We start from the raw sequence: 17,901 nt of genomic DNA, 5'->3' as shown, positions 1-17,901 counted from the left end.
CGCGGGGGCGTCTCATGAAACTCAGACAATCCATCTTCCGGCCATGGCGGTTCATGCCGTTTGAATTGCCCAATTACCTGAAGGCGCTCGTCTTTGCGGGCGTTGGCGCCTATCCGGCGAAGGACCAGCGGTTTCTCGCCGTCGCCAACATGACCGGCTATCTGGGCGCGCTGTCGTCCCTGTCCTTTGCGCTGACATTCGCAATGGTGGATTTCAATGCGTTGCGGGCTGCCGTCTTCGGTAATCTCGTCTCCGCCGCCGGCAGCGCGCTGACGCCTTTCATGCATCGTTTCGGGCGCTGCGCCGCGGTCGTTTATCTCGCCGCCGTTTTTTATTCGACCCTGTTCTTCTTCGTGTCGCAACTGGGCCGCGATGCAGGCATCCAATTAAACTATATCGCGGCGGCGGCGATCGCGATAACGGGCTGCGGCGCAGAGCGAATGCGTCTTGCAGCGTTTCTCGCGGCGCTCGGGCTGGTCTTGCATCTCGTTGTCTGGTTCGCTTTTCCAGCGGGCCTCGCGGAGGCGGCGATTACCCCGGGGTTGATGTCGGCGATCTACATCCAGTCCGCGACGACGATCATGATCATTCTCGGCGCCGTCACTTTTTACATCCTGCGGCTCTTCGAGGGCGCCGAAGCGAAAAGCGAAGCGCTGCTGTTGAACATGATGCCCTCGGCGGTGGCGGACAGGCTCAAGGAAAATCCCGACAAAGTCATCGCCGACTATCATGACGAAGCGACTGTGATGTTTGCGGATCTGACGGGGTTCACGGCGCTCGCCGCCGAGATCGGCCCCGACCGGACCGTGCAGCTTCTCGACGATCTCTTTTCAAGCTTCGATCTGCTCGCGGAACGGCGCGGCGCCGAGAAAATCAAGACCATCGGCGACGCCTATCTCGTGGTCGCCGGCGCGCCGGTGCGCCGCAAGGATCACGCGGAAACGGTGATGCATTTGGCGCTCGACATGCAGCGCGCCCTCCGGCTCGTTGGCGAAAGTTTCGGGCAGGAGTTGGAGATCCGCATCGGGATCGAATCAGGGCCGCTGATCGCCGGCGTCATCGGCCGCGCGAAATTCGCTTACGACATCTGGGGCGACACGGTGAACGTCGCCGCCCGGCTGCAGCAGTCGGCGGCGCCGGGCGAGATATTGGCTGGAGGCGGTTTCGAAACTGCGCTCGGCGGTCACCAGGCCTGCCGCTATATAGGAACGAGAATGCTCAACGGCGTCGGCGAGAAGCCCGTCTGGCTTCTCGACCATAAGACGCAACAGAGGATGGCGGTCTAGGCGCTATGCGCTTCAGCCGCTTCCGCGGTCGCCTGCCGCGCGTCGCGGTCCATGCGCTTCATGGCTTTTTGCAGCTTTTCAAAAGCGCGCACTTCGATCTGGCGCACGCGCTCGCGGGAGACGCCATATTCCTGGGAGAGCTCTTCCAGCGTCGCCGGATTATCCTTCAGGCGGCGTTCAGTGAGGATGTGCTGCTCGCGCTCGTTCAAGGTCGCCAGCGCTTGCTCCAGAAGGCCCATGCGCATGTCGTACTCGTCTTCATTGGCGAGCTTTGCTTCCGGATTGACGGCGTTTTCATCGACAAGCCAGTCCTGCCATTCGCCGCCGCCTTCGGCGTCTTTGCCCATGGGGGCGTTGAGCGAAGCTTCGCCGCCCGACATGCGCCGGTTCATGGAGATGACGTCGTCATGGGTGACGCCAAGCTTCTTGGCGATGTGCTCCACCTGTTCGGGATTCAAATCGCCTTCATCGACGGCGTCGATCTGGCCTTTGATTTTCCGCAGGTTGAAGAACAGTTTTTTCTGCGCCGCGGTGGTGCCGATTTTGACCAGCGACCACGAGCGCAGGATGTATTCCTGGATCGACGCGCGGATCCACCACATGGCGTAAGTGGCGAGACGAAAACCTTTGTCCGGATCGAAGCGTTTCACCGCCTGCATCAGGCCCACATTGCCTTCGGAAATCACCTCGCCGATGGGCAGGCCATAGCCGCGATAGCCCATGGCGATTTTCGCCACGAGGCGCAGGTGAGACGTGATCAGCTTCTGCGCCGCGTCCGGGTCCTCATGCTCGGCGAAGCGTTTCGCGAGCATGTATTCCTCGTCCTTTTCCAGCATGGGAAACTTGCGGATCTCGGCAAGGTAACGCGACAGACTTCCTTCAGGCGTAAGGCCGGAAGCGGTTGTGGTCAGTGAATTAGACATGGGCGTTGCTCATCAGCGCGTCATTTCTCCTCTAAGCGCCAACCATAGCGGCAGGCGCAGATGCTAACACGGGCGTCGTTCTCAATGTTCGGTCGGATTGCCCCAGGAATGATGCGCCTCTTATCGGGCGCTTTTGTGACCTATATAGGAATCCAGCCGGTCGCGGCCAAGGGCGCATCGCTTAACCTGTTGTAATAATTAATATTTCAAATGGCTTCTGGGTTGATTCAGAGCCGCGATTCTGCGCCGGGCTGCGTCAAAACGCCAGTCACGCCCGCTCGCGCCCGGGCCACAATGGCGTGAGGAACCGGGGCCGCGGAAAGCGTCCGGGGGTTTGAAAGGGGTCCCCCGTCCTCCTAAATACGGCAAAGCGACAGAAAACGGGGTTGTGTATTGGATCGGCGACAGATGATGAAAGGCGGGCTTGCCGCTTTCGCCGGGCCCTGCGTTGCGGGGCCTGCCGCGGCTTGGGCAGCTAAGCCAGATATTGAAAAGCATCTCGCGCGCGTCGCCAAGCGCGCGCTGGAGCAGAACGCCGCGCGCATTTCTCTTCGCGACCTTGTGGGCCTCGCCGATTTCTCTGCGCCCTCCTGGCGGCCGCGCTTTCACCTTGTGGACATGGTGAGCGGCAAGGTCTCATCCTATCTGGTCGCCCATGGGCGCGGCTCCGACCCGGGACATACGGGGCGGCTTCAAAAGTTTTCCAATGAGATCGGATCGAACGCCACATCAGCCGGCGCCTATCGCACCGGCGCGCAATATACCGGCAAATACGGCGCCTCCATGCGGCTCGACGGTCTCGCCGAGGAGAATTCAAACGCCCGCGCGCGGGCCATTGTCATCCATGCGGCTTGGTATGTGGGCGACGAGATGATCGAGAAATACGGCAAGCTCGGGCGCAGCGAAGGCTGCTTCGCTTTTTGCGAGGACGATCGCACCGAAGTGGTCTCGCGGCTCGGCGCAGGGCGTCTTCTCTACGCCGGAAAATTCTAGGGCTCAGAGATTATCGGGAAGCGTCGCTTCACCGGCGCTTTCGGGACAGCTTTCTTCAATCAGCGTCTTGATCGGGTCCGGGTTTTCTCCGCCCGCGCCGCCGAATTGCGCAAGCAGCGGCGCATCACGCCCGTAAATATCGGGGTAATAGACGACGCCGCCTTCCGACGCGGCCGCGGTGAAGTAGGCTACATAAACCGGCAGGGGGCTTTCGAGATCAATCTCGACCGTGCGTCTTGTCGAAAGAATTTCATTGAAGTCTTCTTCGCTGATTGCGTCGCCGAGGAGCGTCCGTGCAAACCCAAGCGCGTCCTCAACGCGGATGCAGCCATGGCTGAGGGCGCGCGTGTCGCGGTTGAATGCGTCTTTCGAGGGCGTATCGTGGAGAAACACCGAATAGGGATTGGGCATGACGAGCTTCATCTGTCCGAGCGCGTTCGCCGGTCCCGGTTTCTGGCGCACATTGCCGTCCGCGCCCGCATAATAGCCGAGTTGCTTGGCGCGCGCGGGATCGGTCTTCATCAAGGCGCCGACGCTTTCCTTGACGATGCTCGGAGGCACGAACCAGGTCGGGTTGAGGATAACGCCGGTGACGAGGGCGCTCATTTGCGGCGTCGGCAGGCTCGGCGTTCCCGTGACCACCTTGCGGCGCGCGACGGTTTTTCCCCCGCGCACGAGCGTGAGTTCAAATGCGGGGACGTTGACCAGAATATAGTCCTCGCCCAGATCCTCCGGCATCCAGCGCCAGCGGTCCATGTTGAGACGCAGACGCGCCTGTTGTTCAGCGCTCAGCCCTTCGGCGCCGAGCGCCGTTTTCAGAAGGGCGTATTGCTCATGCCTGGGCGCTAGCCGCTCAAAGGCTTTCGCAAACGCTATATGATCGAAGGCTTTCTCTTTCAGCTCGGCGATTTCGTCCGTATCCGGCGCAGTTTCTTCCATGCGCCAGCCAAGGCGCTCTTGCGGCGCTGTCACGCCGTCGCGCATCCCCAAGGCGGCCCGGTCGAACAGCGCCTCGGCGCGGGCGCGGATCAGCGCCGGTTCGTTCGCCGCCATCGCTTCTTCCAGCGCCGTCACATCGTAAAGATTTTCCGGAACGCCTTCCGCACTAAGGCCTTTCACGGCTGCGATCAGCGCCGCCGCTTCCTTTTTTTCGACCTCATGGGCGATGGAATTGCTGTCAGCGCCGATTGAGGCAAAGGAACAAGCGGTCAGAAGGTTGCATGCAATGAATGCACAGATAATGACGGCGAATATTTTCAAAGCGGCCCCGCGTTTCAAACGCGTTCCTTATAACGCGCGCAGCGCCGCCAGCAATTCCTGAAAGTCTTCCGGCGCCTCGCGCTCGAAACGCATGGCCTCGCCGGTGATCGGATGCGTGAAACCCAGCACCTTGGCGTGGAGCGCCTGACGCTTGAAATTGCGGATCGTCTCAATGGCGTGGTCGGTTTCCGGTTCGCCGGGTTTGAGGCCGGAAAGGCCCGGGCCCCGGCCGTAAACCTGATCGCCCACGAGCGGACAGTTGATAGACGCAAGATGCACGCGGATCTGATGCGTTCGCCCCGTCTCCAGGGTGCATTCGATGAGCGAGGCGAGCGCGTCGCCTTTCAGTTTGGCGCGGGACCGCCCGAAGGCTTCGACGACCTTGTAATGCGTGACGGCATGGCGCGCGCCGTGCTTGGGAACGTAATCGTCTTCTTCCTCGTCATATTCGAAGTCATTGACCACCGTCATTTTCGTGCGGTCGTGGGTTTTGCGGCCGAGCGGTGCGTCTATGGTTCCGACGCCGGGGCGCGGCGCCCCGACGGCGATCGCTTCATAGACGCGGTCGATGTCATGGGCGGAGAAGAGGGCCGAAAGCCCCTGATGCGCGGCGTCATGTTTCGCGACGACAAGCAGGCCAGATGTATCCTTGTCGATGCGGTGGACGATGCCGGGACGGCGCGCGCCGCCAATACCGGACAGCGTGTCGCCGCAATGATGGATCAGCGCGTTGACGAGCGTTCCCGACCACGCGCCCGGCGCCGGATGCACCACCAGCCCCGCCGGCTTGTTGACAACGATGATGTCGGCGTCCTCGTAAACGACGTCGAGGGGGATCGCCTCGGGCAGGGGCGCCGGGTCTTCTGGCGGCGGCGGAATAAGGCGGTATTCCTCGCCCTCGCGCAATTTCCAGGACGGCGCGGTGAAAACCTTGCCGTCGCGGGTCATGGCGCCGCCTTCGATGAGGGATTTCAGCCGCGTTCGCGTCAGGCCGGCGATTTTTTCGGCGAGCCATTTGTCGAGGCGCGTGCCTGCGCCCTCAGCGTCTACGGTGAGAACATAGGCGCCGTTTTCATCGGGCGCGCCTTGCGGCTTGAGGGTTTCGTCGTCAGCGGTCATAGAGGGGGCGGTTTAGCGGGCTATTCGTCCCGCCGCCAGCCTTGAAGCCATGGAAGCGCCCTCGTGACCGAGACAGACAACAATAACCAACAAGCCGCAGGCGCGCCCGCCGCGGGGTTCAGCGGGCTCGCCCAGTCCATCGGGACGCGCAATCTCTGGATCATCATCCTGACCATGCCGGCGGTCTTCCTTTTGGTCGTTGCGGCGATCATCGCGGTCTTCGGCAAGCCGAAAAAGGAAGACGCGGAGATCGCTGCTCCGGCGGTTGTCGAAGAAACCACCGCTGCGCCCGCCGCCGCTTCGCCGATTGCGCTGAAAGCGGGCGAGAGCGCCGGCGCCATTGCGCTTGACGGCGACCGGCTCGCGGTGCGCATCGACGGGCCCGACGGCGTCGTAGTTGTGATCTACGACATCGCCAAAAAGGAAGAGATCGCGCGCATTCCGATCGCTTCGGACTAATTTACTCGGCGCCGATTTTCTTAAGACGCATTTCGAGAAACAGCGAGCAGGCCTCCGCTTCGCAGCGTTCGCCGGTTTCGAGCCATTCGCCGTCATCGGTAAGGCGCGCGTGATACTTCATTTCTACGCCGGGTCCCGCCGGATGCGACCAGCGAAACTCATTGTCGCCGACCGCCGGGTTTCCGCGCACCTGATAGCCTTCCTTCACATAGCTGTCGAAAACGTAAGTTCGGCGAAACGCGTCATAGGAAAGAACGCCGAGCGCCAGATGGCCTGCTTCTTCGCCTATCGAGCCGTCTTCATGGAGCGCCCAGCCGCGCCCGTGCAAAAGCAGAACAAGCCCTTCCACCTGCGGCTCCACAAGCTCATGGGCTGCGAAGTCCTCGCGGCCCTGGGGCGTGACGCGCCAGCCGGTTCCGTCCCATTCGCCCTTCATCCAGCCGAGTTTCGCCATGGCTTCGCGCACCTGTGGCGCGGGCAGCGCCCCTTCCTGCGCCAGTGACGGAGAGGCGGTGAGCGCCGCAAGGGCGGGAAAAAGCATGAACATGCGCGAAATCATGGGGTCTGTCCTCTTTTTTCGCCTTTGCTGGCGGTGGGGCTTGAAACTAACGAAAAGTACTTTATTTTGTAAAGTGAATTCTGGATGACGGAAGGAGGCGGAGCATGAGCGTCAGCGAAGAGGACTACATTGATGGGGCGCGCCATCAGGCCGCGCTCGCGAGCGACCTTGCCTATGTGCGCAGCCTCGCCGAGGAGGGGCGCGATGCGCCGCTAGTGAGCGGCGTCTTTTATGTGCTGTGGGGCGGGCTGATGAGCGCCGCATCGCTTGCGGCGTTCCTGATCCTTGCGGGACTGTTTTCCCTCGGGGGTCTTCCCGTCATCGCGCCATGGGTGATCGCCGGCGTTTTCGGCTGGATCGGGTCGATGGTGCTCGGCCGGCGCATGGGCGCACGGCCCGGCGTCTTCACGCTCGGCAACCGCACGGCGCGGGATGTCTGGCTTGCGGTGGGCGTTTTCATGACTGCGTTCTGGATCGGGCTGATGATCGTTCATGACGACTTCACCGCTTATGGCGTGCCGCCATATTTCCTCTTCAGCCTGATGTTCCCGGTGGCGTTCGGGGTTTACGGCATCGCGTTTTTTGCAACCGCGACCGCCGCGCGTCTCGACTGGCTGAAAATTTTTGCGCTCTTGTCATGGGGCTTTGCGGTGGCTGCGCTTTTTCTTATGACCAGCAATTACCAGTTTCTCCTGGGCGCAGCGGGCTGTTTCTTCTGTGCGGTCGCGCCGGGGCTCATGCTGATGCGCCAGGAACCGAAAGACATTGTCTGACCGATGACCGACGGCTTTGATTATCGCGAGATCGATGACGTTATTCACGGGCGGGTGCGGCTTGCGGTGATGGCGTTTTTGTCGGGCGCAGGCGCAGCGGATTTCAACGAGCTGAAAGCGAAAGTCGGCGGCACTGACGGCAATCTCTCCGTGCATTTGAGAAAGCTCGAAGAGGCCGGCTATGTGAAAGTCGCAAAAGGCTTTCGCGGGCGCCGGCCGCAGACGACCGTGAGCCTTACAAAGGAAGGCCGCGAGGCGTGGATCGCCTATATCGCGCGCATGGAGGATCTCTTACGCCCGAAAGCGGCGGAATAGGGATCAATTGGCGCAAAGCCGTATCTGTAGGAGAGAAGCGCCGTGAATGCCTGGATGTTTCTTTTGCTCGCCATCGCGCTGGAAGTGAGCGGCACCTTCTTTCTTAAACTTTCTCATGGCTTCGAGAAATGGTGGTGGGGCGCGTTGTCAATCTCCTGCTATTCCCTTTGTTTCTGGGTTCTTGCGCCGGCGATGAAAGCGCTTCCGGTCGGCGTCGTCTACGCCATCTGGGCTGGCGTCGGGATCGTCGCCGCAACACTGATTGGGATTGTCGCTTTCGAAGAAAGACTCGGCGCTCTCCAATATCTTTGCATCGCGCTTGTGCTGACGGGCGCTGTCGGCTTGCGCCTGACGACAACGGTCTAGCGCCCGGTTATCCCGGCGCCGGCGCGGCCTTACTTGCGGTTCGACAACAGCCGCGCGATGAGCCAGATGGGAATGACGATTCCGGCGCCGATGACGAGATAGGTGAGCAGGGTCAGCGCGATTTCGCCGATATTCTCGCCGAGGGCGCCGATCACGTCGCGGACATTGTCGAATATGCCGCTCCAGAATTCGCGGACGCCGATGCCGAGAAACGAAAAGACGGCGCCGACAATCAGTGACGCGAAGATGAGTTTGATTGCAGTGCCGCCTGCTTTTCCGCTGCTGCGCCGGTCTTTGATAGAGGGTCCGCTCATCGCCGCCTTCCGCTGTTTCGCATCACGAGGCTTTGAAGTTAGGCGCGAATGGCCTTCCGTTCAATCCGCCTTTGTCGCCTCACGCCTTCTTCGCGTTGGCTTACGCAGCTTTTTCCATATAGACGGAGCGGCAGGGGAAGGGGATAGAAACGCCTTCCGCGTCGAAGCGCTGTTTCACGGCCTTGGTGAGCGCCCATTTGACCCCGAAATAATCGGCGCGGTCGACCCAGGGGCGGCAAATGATGTTGACGGAAGAATCGCCGAGGCTGTCGACCTCGATGACGGTCTCGGGATCAGCGTTGACGCGGCTGTCTTTTTCCACTTCCGACCGGATCAGGGCGATCGCCTTGTCGATATCGTCCGCATAGGAAATGCCGAAGACAAGATCGAGGCGGCGCGTGGCGTAGCCGGCGTAGTTGGTGATGACGTCGTCGAAGATCTTGCCGTTGGGCACGATGATCTTCTTGTTATCGGGCGTTGCGAGTTCTGTGGTGAACAGACCGATGCTTTTCACCGTGCCGGCGACGCCCGCCGCCTCCACATAATCGCCCACATCGAACGGGCGGAAGCCCAGCATCATCACGCCTGAAGCCACATGGCCGAGCGTTCCCTGCAGCGCGAGCCCGATGGCGAGGCCGGCGGCGCCGATGACGGCGGCGAAGCTCGTCGTCGGCACGCCGAAAATGCCGAGCGTGGTGATGAGCACCAGCGCGATCAGTCCGTAATGGACGAGGCTCGACAGAAATCCGGACAAGGTCGCATCGACGCGGCCCGAACGCGTCATGGCGGCGGCGACGATTTTCTTGATGCGTCCGGCGACCCACAGGCCGACAACAAGAACGATCAGCGCGCCGACGACGCTGGGGAGATAGGCGGCCGCTTTCGCCGCCAGCCCTTCAAAAAACGTCACCGCCATGTCGATGTTGTTGTCGTTCGCTTCCGGCGCGCCTGTCGCCTGCTGAATGCCGTCCTGCATCTATGCCTCCTCGTTCGGATCTTTGTCGGTCGTCGCGGAGGAGATAGAGGCTGTTCGGATCGAGGGCAAATTTTCCGCCCCAATAAGTTGAGCAGGCGTCTCGAAAATTCACCATATCTGTTGAATTCTTCAATATTTCCCAGTGTTGGTGAATAGTTATCCACCACTTTCCGGCGGGACTTAGGATGCGCGCATTGATGTTTTGCGTGAGATCCGGAGCCCCCGATGGAGCAGTCGCCCCGCCTTTCCCTTTCCTATGTCGCGCCGAGCCAGGCGCAAAAACACGTCACGGTGAACGAAACATTCCGCCGCCTCGATGCGCTGGTTCAGGCGGTCGTCCGCTCACGGACGGCGTCTTCGGAGCCAGCGTCTCCGGCGGAGGGCGATGCTTACATTATACCCGCAAGCGCGACAGGCGCGATATGGGGCGCTTTCGATGAAGGCGATCTCGCGGCTTATCAGGACGGCGCCTGGGCGCGCGTTCCGCCCTTCGAGGGGCTGCGCGTCTGGGTCGCCGATGACGATGAATTCGCGGTCTATGACGGCGCTGCGTGGGGCGCGCTTTCCGGCGGTGGAGCTTCCGAAACGGCGGCGAAATTCGGGATCAATGCGACCGCCGATGCGACAAACAAGCTGAGTGTGAAATCCGACGCCGTCCTCTTCAGCCATGACGATATCACGCCGGGCTCCGGCGATGCCCAGATCAAGATCAACAAGGCGGCGGCCGGGGACACGGCCTCGCATCTTTTCCAGACGAATTTTTCGGGCCGCGCCGAATTCGGCCTCACTGGCGATGACGATTTTCATGTGAAAGTGAGCGCAGACGGATCCGCCTGGACTGAGGCCCTGTTCATCGACAAGGATGATGGCAAAGTCGGCATCGGCACGACGGCGCCGGCCGCCGAATTTGAAGTTCATCTCTCAGGCGGCGTCACGGACGCCGGGCTGATTTCCTCAGATAACATTCTTCTCACCGGCGAAGACAACGCCCAGAGCTTTGCGGGCATTGTCGCCAGCTCCGCTTCATCCGCACACCGGATGGTGTTCAAGGGAACGCGTTGCCGGGGAGATTTGAACGCTCCGGCAGCCTGTCTGGATGGCGATGCCGTCTTCACCCTCATCGGAGCGTTCTATGACGGCGCCGCCGTGCGAGCATCGGCAAGCATCGAGATGGCGGCGGATGGGACGATCTCTTCAGGCAATGCCCCGCAGCGAATAACGTTTTGGACCGGACCGACCACCTCACGCAGCGAGCGCGTGCGCATCACATCCGCGGGGCGGGTGGGCATTGGCGAGGCGTCCCCGGACGCGCTCCTTCATGTCGATGGCGGCGGCGTGCTTGTAGGCAATCCGACGGGCGGCGACAAAGGCGCGGGAACAATCAACGCACAGGCGGTTTACGACAACAATACGCTGCTTTCCTGTTACGTTTTCGATCAGGCGCTGGATGGCTTCATCAACCAGGAGAAGTGGGATGCGAAAACGCCGGACCGTATTGCGCCGGCTGAAGTCGAACATCGCATCGACCCGGCGACGGGAGAGGTCGAGATCGTCGAACGCGCCCCGGCGAAAACCGAACGGCGCCGGCACGAGCCCATGCGCAAATTCGCCGGACGCATCGGGACGGAGCATGATCCGCTGACCCTCGATGGCTATGCGAAACACTGGAAGGAAAAACGTCACCTGACAGCGCTGCCCGATGAAGCGGCGTTCGATCCCGTGAACGGACAACTGACGACCGGCGAGTGGATCCAGCGGCTTGTGGAGACGGTGGAGATTCAAGCCGTGCTGATCGAAGAGCTTAACCAGCGCACAAAGACACAAGGCAAGACGTAGTGAGGTTAAGCAGGCTTGAAAGTCAACGCGACGCCGTTGTTGCAGTATCGAAGACCCGTTGGCGCCGGGCCGTCCTTGAAGACATGGCCTTGGTGTCCGCCGCAGCGGGCGCAGTGATATTCCGTGCGCGGCACGATCAGTTTCAAGTCGGTCTTGGTGCCCAGCGCGCCCGGAATGTAATCCCAGAAAGACGGCCAGCCGGTGCCGCTTTCGAATTTGGTTTCGGATTTGAAGAGATCGAAGCCGCAGCCGGCGCAGGCGAAAATCCCCTTGCGCTTTTCGTTATTGAGCGAGCTCGTTCCCGCGCGCTCCGTCGCTTCCTTGCGCAACACGGCGTAGGCTTCCGGCGACAGGCGCTCTTTCCATTCGGTGTTGGACAACTGCCATTTGTCGTAATCGGGAATGGAGGCGGGATCGGGGTCTTTGGCCATAACTTTTTCCTGGGTCTGGACGCCGCAGCCCGCAGCCGCACCGAGAAGGGCAAGGGTCAGATGGCGGCGGTTAAGACGGGTCATGATGATCTTCCTGCATCGTCCGGGTCTGTGCAATGCGGATTATCTAACCTCTTTGTCGGTCAAATTGAACGCAAGGCGAGTTCACAAAGCGGCGAGAGGAGAAGCAGAAGCCCGGCGTCGCGGTTCGATTTGAAGAGGCTGAGACAGGTGGCGCTGTCGTGAATATTGAGATGCTTCAATTGCCAGACGAAATGCGCCGCGGGGAGCAGGAGCGCGATGTAGTAAACTGCATGCGCATGGATCAGCGCGCCGGCGAGGGCGAAGAGCGTCACCGTCATGGCGAAGAACAGCCCGAGCGCGGGGAGCGTTTTCCGCCCAAGCCGCAGCGCCGTCGATTTGACGCCAATGAGCGCGTCATCCTCCGTGTCCTGATGGGCGTAAATGGTGTCGTAAAAGAGCGTCCAGAAAATCCCGGCGGCGTAGATGGCGAAGGCGGCTGCGTCGAGTTTTCCAGCGGCGGCGGCGTAGCCGACCAGCGCGCCCCAGTTGAACGTAAGGCCGAGCCAGGCCTGCGGCCACCAGGTGACGCGCTTCATGAAAGGATAGGCCGCGACCAGCGCCAGCGAACCAAGACCGAGATAGATCGCGACGCGATTGAACTGCAACAGAACCGCAAGGCCGATGAAGGAAAGAAGGACAAGAAACGCCCATGCCTGTTTGACGCTGATTTGTCCCGCAGGGATCGGGCGCAGCGCGGTGCGCTCCACCTTCGCGTCAAAATCCCGGTCGACGATGTCGTTATAGGCGCAGCCCGCCCCGCGCATCACATAGGCGCCGATGCTCATGAGGACGGCGTAATAAAGGAGATGAAGGCCGGCGAACCCGCTCGCCGCCGCCAGGGCGAGACCCCAGAAACAGGGAATAAGAAGCAGCCACGTCCCCACCGGCCGGTCGGCGCGCATCAGGCGCAAATAGGGCTGCGCGAAACCGGGGGCGCTGTTCACCCAGTTGCCGGGAACGGCGTCAGGGGTGGCGATAGGGGCGGGGCTGGACATGGCGATGATGTAGCGCGCCTCCGGTCGGTTCGCAAAATGACGAATTGTCTAGGCGGCGTCCTTGACGCTCAGACGCGGCGGCGGTCAAAGAGTTCCATGATCCCGCGCCTTTATATTGACGGCCCCTTGCATTCGGGGCTTCCCGCGCCGCTTTCAGCGGAGCAGGCGCATTATTTGAAGAACGTCCTGCGCCGGGCGGAAGGCGACGAGCTGCGTCTCTTCAACGGAAAGGATGGCGAGTTCGCGGCGAAGATCGTGGAGCTGAAAAAGAAGATGGGCGCTGCACAGGTGGGCGAGAGAACCCGCGAACAGGAAGCCGAGCCCGATCTGACGCTCTGCTTCGCGCCGGTGAAACGCGGGCCGCTCGAGGTCATCGTGCAAAAAGCGGTGGAGGTTGGCGCCGCAAGGCTTCAGCCCGTCATCACCGAACGCACGGTCGCGCCGAAGCTCAACATAGAACGCCTGCAGGCGATTGCGACGGAAGCGGCGGAACAATGCGGGCGCCTCACCATTACCTCCGTAGGCGAACCAATCAGATTCGCGAAGCTGCTCGATGAATGGCCGCAAGGCCGGCGCCTTCTCTTCTGCGACGAGGCGGGCGACGATGAAAATGAGGAATGGGGCGGGCGCGAGGGCCGCGCTTTGCCGGTGTTAGAGGCGCTAAAGAGCGCGAATAGCAATTCTGAAGGATGGGCGGTTCTCACCGGCCCTGAGGGCGGCTTTTCGGTCAAGGAACGCAGCGAACTGAGAGCGAAGCCGTTTGTGACCGCGGCGACGCTGGGCCCCCGCATTTTGCGCGCCGATACTGCGGCCATCGCCGCCCTTGTCCTGTGGCAGGCGGCGCTCGGCGACTGGCGCAAATCTTAACCGCACAACAGCGTGATGGCCTTTAGGCTTGGCGTTTCGGGTCTGGCGTTATAGAGCGGAAAAACGGCGCGCCGGATGCGCGGCAAAGTCAGGCCGGAGAAATATGTGACCACCGCCAATGAACAGACCGGCCAGTCGCCGCTTGTCGAATCGCTAGACCAGTTGACGGCGCATCTCGCCAGCGGCTGCAAGCCCAAAGACCAGTGGCGCATCGGCACCGAGCACGAGAAATTCGTGTTCTGCCGCACCTCGCTGAAGCCGGTGCCTTACGAAGGCGAGGCTGGGATTCGCGCGATCCTTGAAAAGCTGGCCCAAGAAACCGGCTGGGACATTATTCGCGAAAGCGGCAATCCTATCGGCCTTAAAGGCGAAGGCGCGAGCGTCAGCCTCGAACCCGGCGGGCAGTTCGAACTTTCCGGCGCGCCGCTCGAGAATATTCACCAGACTTGCGACGAGGTGCATCGTCATCTCGATGCAGTGAAAGCCGTCTGCGATCCCCTGGGCGTTGCGTTTCTCGGCATGGGATTTACGCCCACCTGGACGCGCGCGGAAATTCCGCACATGCCCAAGGCGCGCTACAAGATCATGCGCGACTACATGCCGAAGGTCGGCGATCTCGGTCTCGACATGATGCACCGGACCTGCACCGTTCAGGTCAATCTCGACTTCGCGTCGGAAGCGGATATGGCGATGAAGTTCAAGACGTCGCTGGCGCTGCAGCCCATCGCGACGGCGCTCTTCGCCAATTCCGGTCTGAAAGAAGGAAAGCCGTCGGGTTATGCGTCGTGGCGCGCGCATATCTGGACCGACACCGATCCCGACCGCACGGGGCTGTTGAGTTTCGTCTTCGAAGACGGTTTTGGGTTCGAGCGCTATCGCGACTATATGCTCGATGTCCCGATGTATTTCGTGCGCCGGAACAACAAATTCATCGACGCGGCGGGGCAATCGTTTCGCGACTTCCTTGCGGGCAAGCTCCCGGCGCTGCCGGGCGAGCGGCCCACCATGGAAGACTGGGAGGATCATCTCTCGACCGCCTTTCCCGAAGTGCGGCTCAAAACTTTTCTTGAAATGCGCGGCGCGGATTCAGGGCCCTGGGCGCGAATCTGCGCGCTGCCGGCTTTCTGGGTCGGCCTGCTTTACGATGATGACGCTCTCGCCGCCGCCTGGGATGTCGCGAAAGGCTGGAGCGAAGCGGAGCGTGAAGCCCTGCGCGATGACGCAGCAAGATTCGGGTTGCAGGCGAAAGTCGCGAGCCGCACGGTGCAGGATGTGGCGCTTGAAGTTTTGGAAATCTCTCGCGAGGGCCTCAAAAAGCGCGCGCGCATGGGCAATCTGAAAGAGGATGAGACGACCTATCTCGACCCGCTCGTCAAGATCGCCAAAAGCGGCGTCACCATGGGCGAATATACGGCGGATCATTTCCTCAACGATCTCGGCGGCGATGCGAAGAAATTGTTTGAAGAGTGCAAGTACTGAGGCCGGCATGACAGGCGTTTATCAGCCTGAAATGAAATATGACGATGATGATCGACTGACGCCGGTTCGCATCGAGCATCTCTGCGAAGAAATTCATGCTGATGGCGCGCTCGAACAGAAATACAATTATCTCGCCTATCATTTTGAAATGGACGACCGCTATCTCTGGGCGCGCGCCTATCTCGATGAGATCGACAAGGTCAGCATCTTCGGTCCGTTCGATTCAGAACAAACGCGCAATCCAGTATCGGATGGCGCATTTGAGAATTTGACTGTTGAGTATTTCAAAAGACGCTTCGATGTCATCGAAAAGCTGTCTGAAGAGGCCGGCGGATATGTCGTTGTGTGGAAGGCCGAAGGCGCCGCCGGCGAATGAGGAACCGCCTCGACGTTTTCGGCGATACGTCTGAAGCTTGCGCGGCGCTTGCGAAAAAAGATGCGGCGCTCGCCCGCGCGCTCGACGCCATTGAACGTCCACATATCCGCCGCCGACCCGGCGGCTTCGAGGCGCTCTTCCGCATCATCGTTGAGCAACAGGTCTCCGTGCCGAGCGCGCAGGCGATCTGGGCGCGCTGTCAGGCGGGCATGGACTGCGCCGATCCCGAACACGCGCTGCGTCATGGCGAAGAAGGCCTCAAAAGCTTCGGTCTCTCCGGTCCGAAAGCGCGTTACGTCGCGGCGCTTGCGGAACACTGGACGTCGGGCGAACTCGACGAAGAAAAGCTCAGCGCATTAAGCGATGCGGACGCATCTGTTGCGTTGCAAAAGATCAAGGGCGTGGGCCCGTGGACGGCGGCGATCTATCTTTTGTTTTGCGAAGGCAGGGTCGATATCTGGCCGCCGGGCGACGTGGCGCTGCTCGGCGCCTATCGCGCCGCAAGGCTCAGAGGCCCGGAACCGGACATGAAATTTCTCGATTCTCGCGCGGCGAAATGGCGTCCCTATCGCGGCGTTGCGGCGCATATTCTCTGGACTTATTACGCCCATCTGCGCGGCCGGCAGCCGATTTAAGCGATTTTTCAGACTGTTGCGAAAATATCCCGATAATCTTCAAACTTCTGTCATGCAGAATCATATATAGGCAGTGAGTATTGGAACCGGCTAAACTGACGCCTGCAGCAGGGAGTACCCGTTTTCAAGCGTTCGAGTGAGCATCTTCGGTTTGCAAGGGCCTTCGCAATGGGGAGGTGGTCATGAGCCTTGCGGTGCGGTCTCCTGACGGTTGTCCGGCGCTGGTTCTGAATGCGGACTTCCGGCCTCTTTCCTATTTCCCGCTTTCTTTATGGTCGTGGCAAGACACGCTGAAAGCCGTGTTCCTCGACCGCGTCGATGTGGTCGCGCAGTACGACACCAAAGTCAGAAGCGCGAATTTCGAAATGCGCCTGCCGTCGGTCGTGTCGCTGAAAAGCTATGTCAGCCATTCGCGCGCGCCGGCCTTCACGCGGTTCAACGTCTTCCTGCGCGACAGTTTCGTGTGCCAATATTGCGGCTCGACGGCGCGCGATCATCTGACCTTCGATCATGTGACGCCGCGCTCGCAAGGGGGCCGCACCACTTGGGAGAACATTGTCGCCGCCTGCTCCGCCTGCAACATCAAGAAGGGCGGGCGCACGCCGCGCGAGGCGAAAATGTTCCCGGCCCGCGCGCCGAAACGGCCCACCATGTTCGAGCTTAATGAACGCGGCCGCGCCTTCCCGCCGCACTATCTCCATGAAAGCTGGCAGGATTTCCTCTATTGGGATTGCGAACTCGAGCCCTGATTTCGGGTTATGGGGTTGGACCTTGGCGTCCTCCTACGCATTGAGGGCAGGGCGGCGATGTCCTATGCTGCGCGTCAATTGGGGCTTAGGGAGACAATTCATGAAATCCTTGATGAAGATTGGCCTGGCTGCGGCGGGCGTGATGACCTTGGCGGCCTGCGCCTATAACGAAACCCTCGGGCGCAACCAGCTACTTTTCGTCAGCCAGGATCAGATGGCCCAGCTTGCGAGCTCCGCTTGGACGGATCTCAAAAAACAGGAGCCGACGACCAACGATCCGAAATATGTGAATCGGGTGAACCGGGTCGCGCCGAAGATCATTCGCGCCGCCGGCGGCAATCCGGCGGAATGGGAAGTGAAGGTCTTCAAGTCGGACCAGATCAACGCCTTCGCGCTTCCCGGCGGCAAGATCGGCATTTACACCGGCATTCTCGACCTCATGGCCAATGACGCCCAGATCGCTGCGGTCATGGGCCACGAAGTTGCGCATGTGAATTTCAACCATTCCGGCGAGCGCTACAGCCAGACCGCTGCGGCGCAGACCGCGCTCGGTGTCGGCGCGGCCGCGGCGGGAAGCAGCCAGGTCGGCTCGTCGGCGATCCAGGCGCTGGGTCTGGGGGCGCAGTACGGCGTGCTGTTGCCGTTCTCGCGCAAGCACGAGCTCGAAGCCGACAAGTTCGGCGTCCGCTACATGGCGCGCGCCGGTTACGACCCCAATGAGGCGGTGAAATTCTGGGAAAAAATGGCGGCGCAAAAGAACGGGGCCCCGCCGGAATTCCTGTCGACCCACCCCTCGGACGCCACCCGCATCGCGCAGCTCAAAAAAGAGATCGCGCTTCTGAATTCGGGCTCCTGAGGCCGGCGCCGCCGGGGCGAAAAACCGCCCTGAAAACCGCCAAAAACCCTATGGGGCCCGCTTGAAATGCCGCCCGCCCGCGCGTAGGTTCCGCGCCTCTCAGCGCGTGATGTGAACGCCGTTCGGCGGTTTTCGCCTCACTGATGCGCCAGAGAACCCGGGCCGCCTTAGCTCAGTCGGTTAGAGCGCTAGATTGTGGATCTAGAGGTCCCCCGTTCGAACCGGGGAGGCGGTACCATTTCCGAAAATT

The 17,901-nt window shown here is 61.0% G+C and carries 21 protein-coding genes and 1 tRNA gene; 14 read left to right on the top strand and 8 right to left on the bottom strand.

Annotated features, from left to right (window positions below; genetic code table 11):
- Nucleotides 1–14: 14 nt before the first annotated feature.
- Nucleotides 15–1,286 (top strand): adenylate/guanylate cyclase domain-containing protein, encoded by a 1,272-nt coding sequence (locus ACQY5P_RS11455; RefSeq protein ID WP_428406999.1) that lies wholly within the window; start codon nucleotides 15–17, stop codon nucleotides 1,284–1,286.
- Here ACQY5P_RS11455 and rpoH read toward each other — a convergent pair.
- The gene (gene rpoH / locus ACQY5P_RS11450; RefSeq protein WP_428406998.1) at nucleotides 1,283–2,209 is read right to left on the bottom strand and encodes an RNA polymerase sigma factor RpoH; all 927 of its coding nucleotides are present in this window, start codon (nucleotides 2,207–2,209) and stop codon (nucleotides 1,283–1,285) included. The two genes, ACQY5P_RS11455 and rpoH, sit on opposite strands and share 4 nt — an antisense overlap.
- 393 nt (nucleotides 2,210–2,602) lie before the next feature.
- On the opposite strand from rpoH, the gene ACQY5P_RS11445 reads away from it, so the two are divergent.
- Nucleotides 2,603–3,202, top strand: coding sequence for a murein L,D-transpeptidase catalytic domain family protein (locus tag ACQY5P_RS11445; RefSeq protein ID WP_428406997.1), 600 nt, complete (start codon nucleotides 2,603–2,605; stop codon nucleotides 3,200–3,202).
- A 3-nt stretch (nucleotides 3,203–3,205) separates the two neighbouring features.
- Here the strand turns inward: ACQY5P_RS11445 and ACQY5P_RS11440 are convergent, their stop codons facing one another.
- Together ACQY5P_RS11440 and ACQY5P_RS11435 are read right to left on the bottom strand one after the other, a co-directional pair.
- Nucleotides 3,206–4,480: a L,D-transpeptidase family protein gene (locus ACQY5P_RS11440; protein WP_428406996.1), complete on the bottom strand. Its 1,275-nt coding sequence runs from the start codon at nucleotides 4,478–4,480 to the stop codon at nucleotides 3,206–3,208.
- A 9-nt stretch (nucleotides 4,481–4,489) separates the two neighbouring features.
- Nucleotides 4,490–5,581 (bottom strand): RluA family pseudouridine synthase, encoded by a 1,092-nt coding sequence (locus tag ACQY5P_RS11435; RefSeq protein ID WP_428406995.1) that lies wholly within the window; start codon nucleotides 5,579–5,581, stop codon nucleotides 4,490–4,492.
- A gap of 63 nt (nucleotides 5,582–5,644) precedes the next feature.
- Between ACQY5P_RS11435 and ACQY5P_RS11430 the strand changes: the two genes are divergently transcribed.
- Nucleotides 5,645–6,040 (top strand): hypothetical protein, encoded by a 396-nt coding sequence (locus ACQY5P_RS11430; RefSeq protein WP_428406994.1) that lies wholly within the window; start codon nucleotides 5,645–5,647, stop codon nucleotides 6,038–6,040.
- 1 nt (nucleotide 6,041) lies between these two features.
- On the opposite strand, the gene ACQY5P_RS11425 is transcribed toward ACQY5P_RS11430, so the two are convergent.
- Nucleotides 6,042–6,599 carry a hypothetical protein gene (locus tag ACQY5P_RS11425; RefSeq protein ID WP_428406993.1) on the bottom strand — a complete coding sequence of 186 codons (558 nt, stop codon included), beginning with the start codon at nucleotides 6,597–6,599 and terminating at the stop codon, nucleotides 6,042–6,044.
- A gap of 104 nt (nucleotides 6,600–6,703) precedes the next feature.
- Here ACQY5P_RS11425 and ACQY5P_RS11420 point away from each other — a divergent pair, with 104 nt between their 5' ends.
- From ACQY5P_RS11420 to ACQY5P_RS11410, 3 genes are read left to right on the top strand one after another with little or no spacing between them, the layout of a single operon-like run.
- Nucleotides 6,704–7,372: a hypothetical protein gene (locus tag ACQY5P_RS11420; protein WP_428406992.1), complete on the top strand. Its 669-nt coding sequence runs from the start codon at nucleotides 6,704–6,706 to the stop codon at nucleotides 7,370–7,372.
- 3 nt (nucleotides 7,373–7,375) lie between these two features.
- Nucleotides 7,376–7,687, top strand: coding sequence for a winged helix-turn-helix domain-containing protein (locus ACQY5P_RS11415; protein WP_428406991.1), 312 nt, complete (start codon nucleotides 7,376–7,378; stop codon nucleotides 7,685–7,687).
- Between the two features lie 42 nt (nucleotides 7,688–7,729).
- Complete coding sequence (locus tag ACQY5P_RS11410; RefSeq protein ID WP_428406990.1) at nucleotides 7,730–8,053, top strand: DMT family transporter; 324 nt, start codon at nucleotides 7,730–7,732, stop codon at nucleotides 8,051–8,053.
- Nucleotides 8,054–8,082: 29 nt separating this feature from the next.
- Here ACQY5P_RS11410 and ACQY5P_RS11405 read toward each other — a convergent pair whose 3' ends face one another.
- Both ACQY5P_RS11405 and ACQY5P_RS11400 read right to left on the bottom strand, forming a co-directional pair.
- Entirely contained in the window at nucleotides 8,083–8,367 is a 285-nt protein-coding gene (locus ACQY5P_RS11405; protein ID WP_428406989.1) for a DUF6460 domain-containing protein, read from the bottom strand.
- Nucleotides 8,368–8,467: 100 nt separating this feature from the next.
- The gene (locus tag ACQY5P_RS11400; RefSeq protein WP_428406988.1) at nucleotides 8,468–9,343 is read right to left on the bottom strand and encodes a mechanosensitive ion channel family protein; all 876 of its coding nucleotides are present in this window, start codon (nucleotides 9,341–9,343) and stop codon (nucleotides 8,468–8,470) included.
- Between the two features lie 225 nt (nucleotides 9,344–9,568).
- Here ACQY5P_RS11400 and ACQY5P_RS11395 point away from each other — a divergent pair, with 225 nt between their 5' ends.
- Nucleotides 9,569–11,179 (top strand): DUF2793 domain-containing protein, encoded by a 1,611-nt coding sequence (locus ACQY5P_RS11395; protein ID WP_428406987.1) that lies wholly within the window; start codon nucleotides 9,569–9,571, stop codon nucleotides 11,177–11,179.
- Nucleotides 11,180–11,184: 5 nt separating this feature from the next.
- Here ACQY5P_RS11395 and msrB read toward each other — a convergent pair whose 3' ends face one another.
- Nucleotides 11,185–11,610: a peptide-methionine (R)-S-oxide reductase MsrB gene (msrB, locus tag ACQY5P_RS11390; protein ID WP_428410654.1), complete on the bottom strand. Its 426-nt coding sequence runs from the start codon at nucleotides 11,608–11,610 to the stop codon at nucleotides 11,185–11,187.
- 143 nt (nucleotides 11,611–11,753) lie between these two features.
- Nucleotides 11,754–12,689: a 4-hydroxybenzoate octaprenyltransferase gene (gene ubiA, locus ACQY5P_RS11385; protein WP_428406986.1), complete on the bottom strand. Its 936-nt coding sequence runs from the start codon at nucleotides 12,687–12,689 to the stop codon at nucleotides 11,754–11,756.
- Between the two features lie 96 nt (nucleotides 12,690–12,785).
- Between ubiA and ACQY5P_RS11380 the strand changes: the two genes are divergently transcribed.
- The 7 genes from ACQY5P_RS11380 (at nucleotide 12,786) to ACQY5P_RS11350 (ending at nucleotide 17,889) form a co-directional block, all read left to right on the top strand.
- A complete protein-coding gene (locus tag ACQY5P_RS11380) occupies nucleotides 12,786–13,556 on the top strand; it encodes a 16S rRNA (uracil(1498)-N(3))-methyltransferase (RefSeq protein ID WP_428406985.1) in 771 nt (256 codons plus the stop codon).
- A gap of 75 nt (nucleotides 13,557–13,631) precedes the next feature.
- Nucleotides 13,632–15,035 carry a glutamate--cysteine ligase gene (locus ACQY5P_RS11375; RefSeq protein WP_428406984.1) on the top strand — a complete coding sequence of 468 codons (1,404 nt, stop codon included), beginning with the start codon at nucleotides 13,632–13,634 and terminating at the stop codon, nucleotides 15,033–15,035.
- Nucleotides 15,036–15,042: 7 nt separating this feature from the next.
- Entirely contained in the window at nucleotides 15,043–15,411 is a 369-nt protein-coding gene (locus ACQY5P_RS11370; RefSeq protein ID WP_428406983.1) for a hypothetical protein, read from the top strand.
- Nucleotides 15,408–16,046 carry a DNA-3-methyladenine glycosylase family protein gene (locus tag ACQY5P_RS11365; RefSeq protein WP_428406982.1) on the top strand — a complete coding sequence of 213 codons (639 nt, stop codon included), beginning with the start codon at nucleotides 15,408–15,410 and terminating at the stop codon, nucleotides 16,044–16,046. Before ACQY5P_RS11370 ends, ACQY5P_RS11365 begins: the two co-directional genes overlap by 4 nt.
- Before the next feature lie 182 nt (nucleotides 16,047–16,228).
- Entirely contained in the window at nucleotides 16,229–16,795 is a 567-nt protein-coding gene (locus ACQY5P_RS11360) for an HNH endonuclease (RefSeq protein WP_428406981.1), read from the top strand.
- Nucleotides 16,796–16,895: 100 nt separating this feature from the next.
- Nucleotides 16,896–17,651, top strand: a complete 756-nt coding sequence (locus ACQY5P_RS11355; protein ID WP_428406980.1) for a M48 family metallopeptidase — start codon at nucleotides 16,896–16,898, stop codon at nucleotides 17,649–17,651.
- Between the two features lie 161 nt (nucleotides 17,652–17,812).
- A tRNA-His gene (locus tag ACQY5P_RS11350) sits at nucleotides 17,813–17,889 on the top strand.
- Nucleotides 17,890–17,901 lie beyond the last annotated feature (12 nt).

Origin of the sequence: Hyphococcus sp. (assembly GCF_965267305.1) — a bacterium.
Lineage (GTDB): Bacteria > Pseudomonadota > Alphaproteobacteria > Caulobacterales > Parvularculaceae > Hyphococcus.
The sequence above is the reverse complement of the archived record's forward strand: the minus strand, read 5'-3'. Positions and strand labels throughout refer to the sequence as shown.

Excerpts from the sequence above, each read along its gene's own strand:
- ubiA (WP_428406986.1), bottom strand. The coding sequence starts at position 12,689 with ATGTCCAGCCCCGCCCCTATCGCCACCCCTGACGCCGTTCCCGGCAAC.
- ACQY5P_RS11455 (WP_428406999.1), top strand. The coding sequence starts at position 15 with ATGAAACTCAGACAATCCATCTTCCGGCCATGGCGGTTCATGCCGTTT.
- ACQY5P_RS11395 (WP_428406987.1), top strand. The coding sequence starts at position 9,569 with ATGGAGCAGTCGCCCCGCCTTTCCCTTTCCTATGTCGCGCCGAGCCAG.
- ACQY5P_RS11405 (WP_428406989.1), bottom strand. The coding sequence starts at position 8,367 with ATGAGCGGACCCTCTATCAAAGACCGGCGCAGCAGCGGAAAAGCAGGC.
- ACQY5P_RS11400 (WP_428406988.1), bottom strand. The coding sequence starts at position 9,343 with ATGCAGGACGGCATTCAGCAGGCGACAGGCGCGCCGGAAGCGAACGAC.
- ACQY5P_RS11380 (WP_428406985.1), top strand. The coding sequence starts at position 12,786 with ATGATCCCGCGCCTTTATATTGACGGCCCCTTGCATTCGGGGCTTCCC.
- ACQY5P_RS11425 (WP_428406993.1), bottom strand. The coding sequence starts at position 6,599 with ATGATTTCGCGCATGTTCATGCTTTTTCCCGCCCTTGCGGCGCTCACC.
- ACQY5P_RS11360 (WP_428406981.1), top strand. The coding sequence starts at position 16,229 with ATGAGCCTTGCGGTGCGGTCTCCTGACGGTTGTCCGGCGCTGGTTCTG.
- msrB (WP_428410654.1), bottom strand. The coding sequence starts at position 11,610 with ATGGCCAAAGACCCCGATCCCGCCTCCATTCCCGATTACGACAAATGG.
- ACQY5P_RS11370 (WP_428406983.1), top strand. The coding sequence starts at position 15,043 with ATGACAGGCGTTTATCAGCCTGAAATGAAATATGACGATGATGATCGA.
- ACQY5P_RS11435 (WP_428406995.1), bottom strand. The coding sequence starts at position 5,581 with ATGACCGCTGACGACGAAACCCTCAAGCCGCAAGGCGCGCCCGATGAA.
- ACQY5P_RS11420 (WP_428406992.1), top strand. The coding sequence starts at position 6,704 with ATGAGCGTCAGCGAAGAGGACTACATTGATGGGGCGCGCCATCAGGCC.
- ACQY5P_RS11355 (WP_428406980.1), top strand. The coding sequence starts at position 16,896 with ATGAAATCCTTGATGAAGATTGGCCTGGCTGCGGCGGGCGTGATGACC.
- ACQY5P_RS11365 (WP_428406982.1), top strand. The coding sequence starts at position 15,408 with ATGAGGAACCGCCTCGACGTTTTCGGCGATACGTCTGAAGCTTGCGCG.
- ACQY5P_RS11415 (WP_428406991.1), top strand. The coding sequence starts at position 7,376 with ATGACCGACGGCTTTGATTATCGCGAGATCGATGACGTTATTCACGGG.
- ACQY5P_RS11375 (WP_428406984.1), top strand. The coding sequence starts at position 13,632 with ATGCGCGGCAAAGTCAGGCCGGAGAAATATGTGACCACCGCCAATGAA.
- rpoH (WP_428406998.1), bottom strand. The coding sequence starts at position 2,209 with ATGTCTAATTCACTGACCACAACCGCTTCCGGCCTTACGCCTGAAGGA.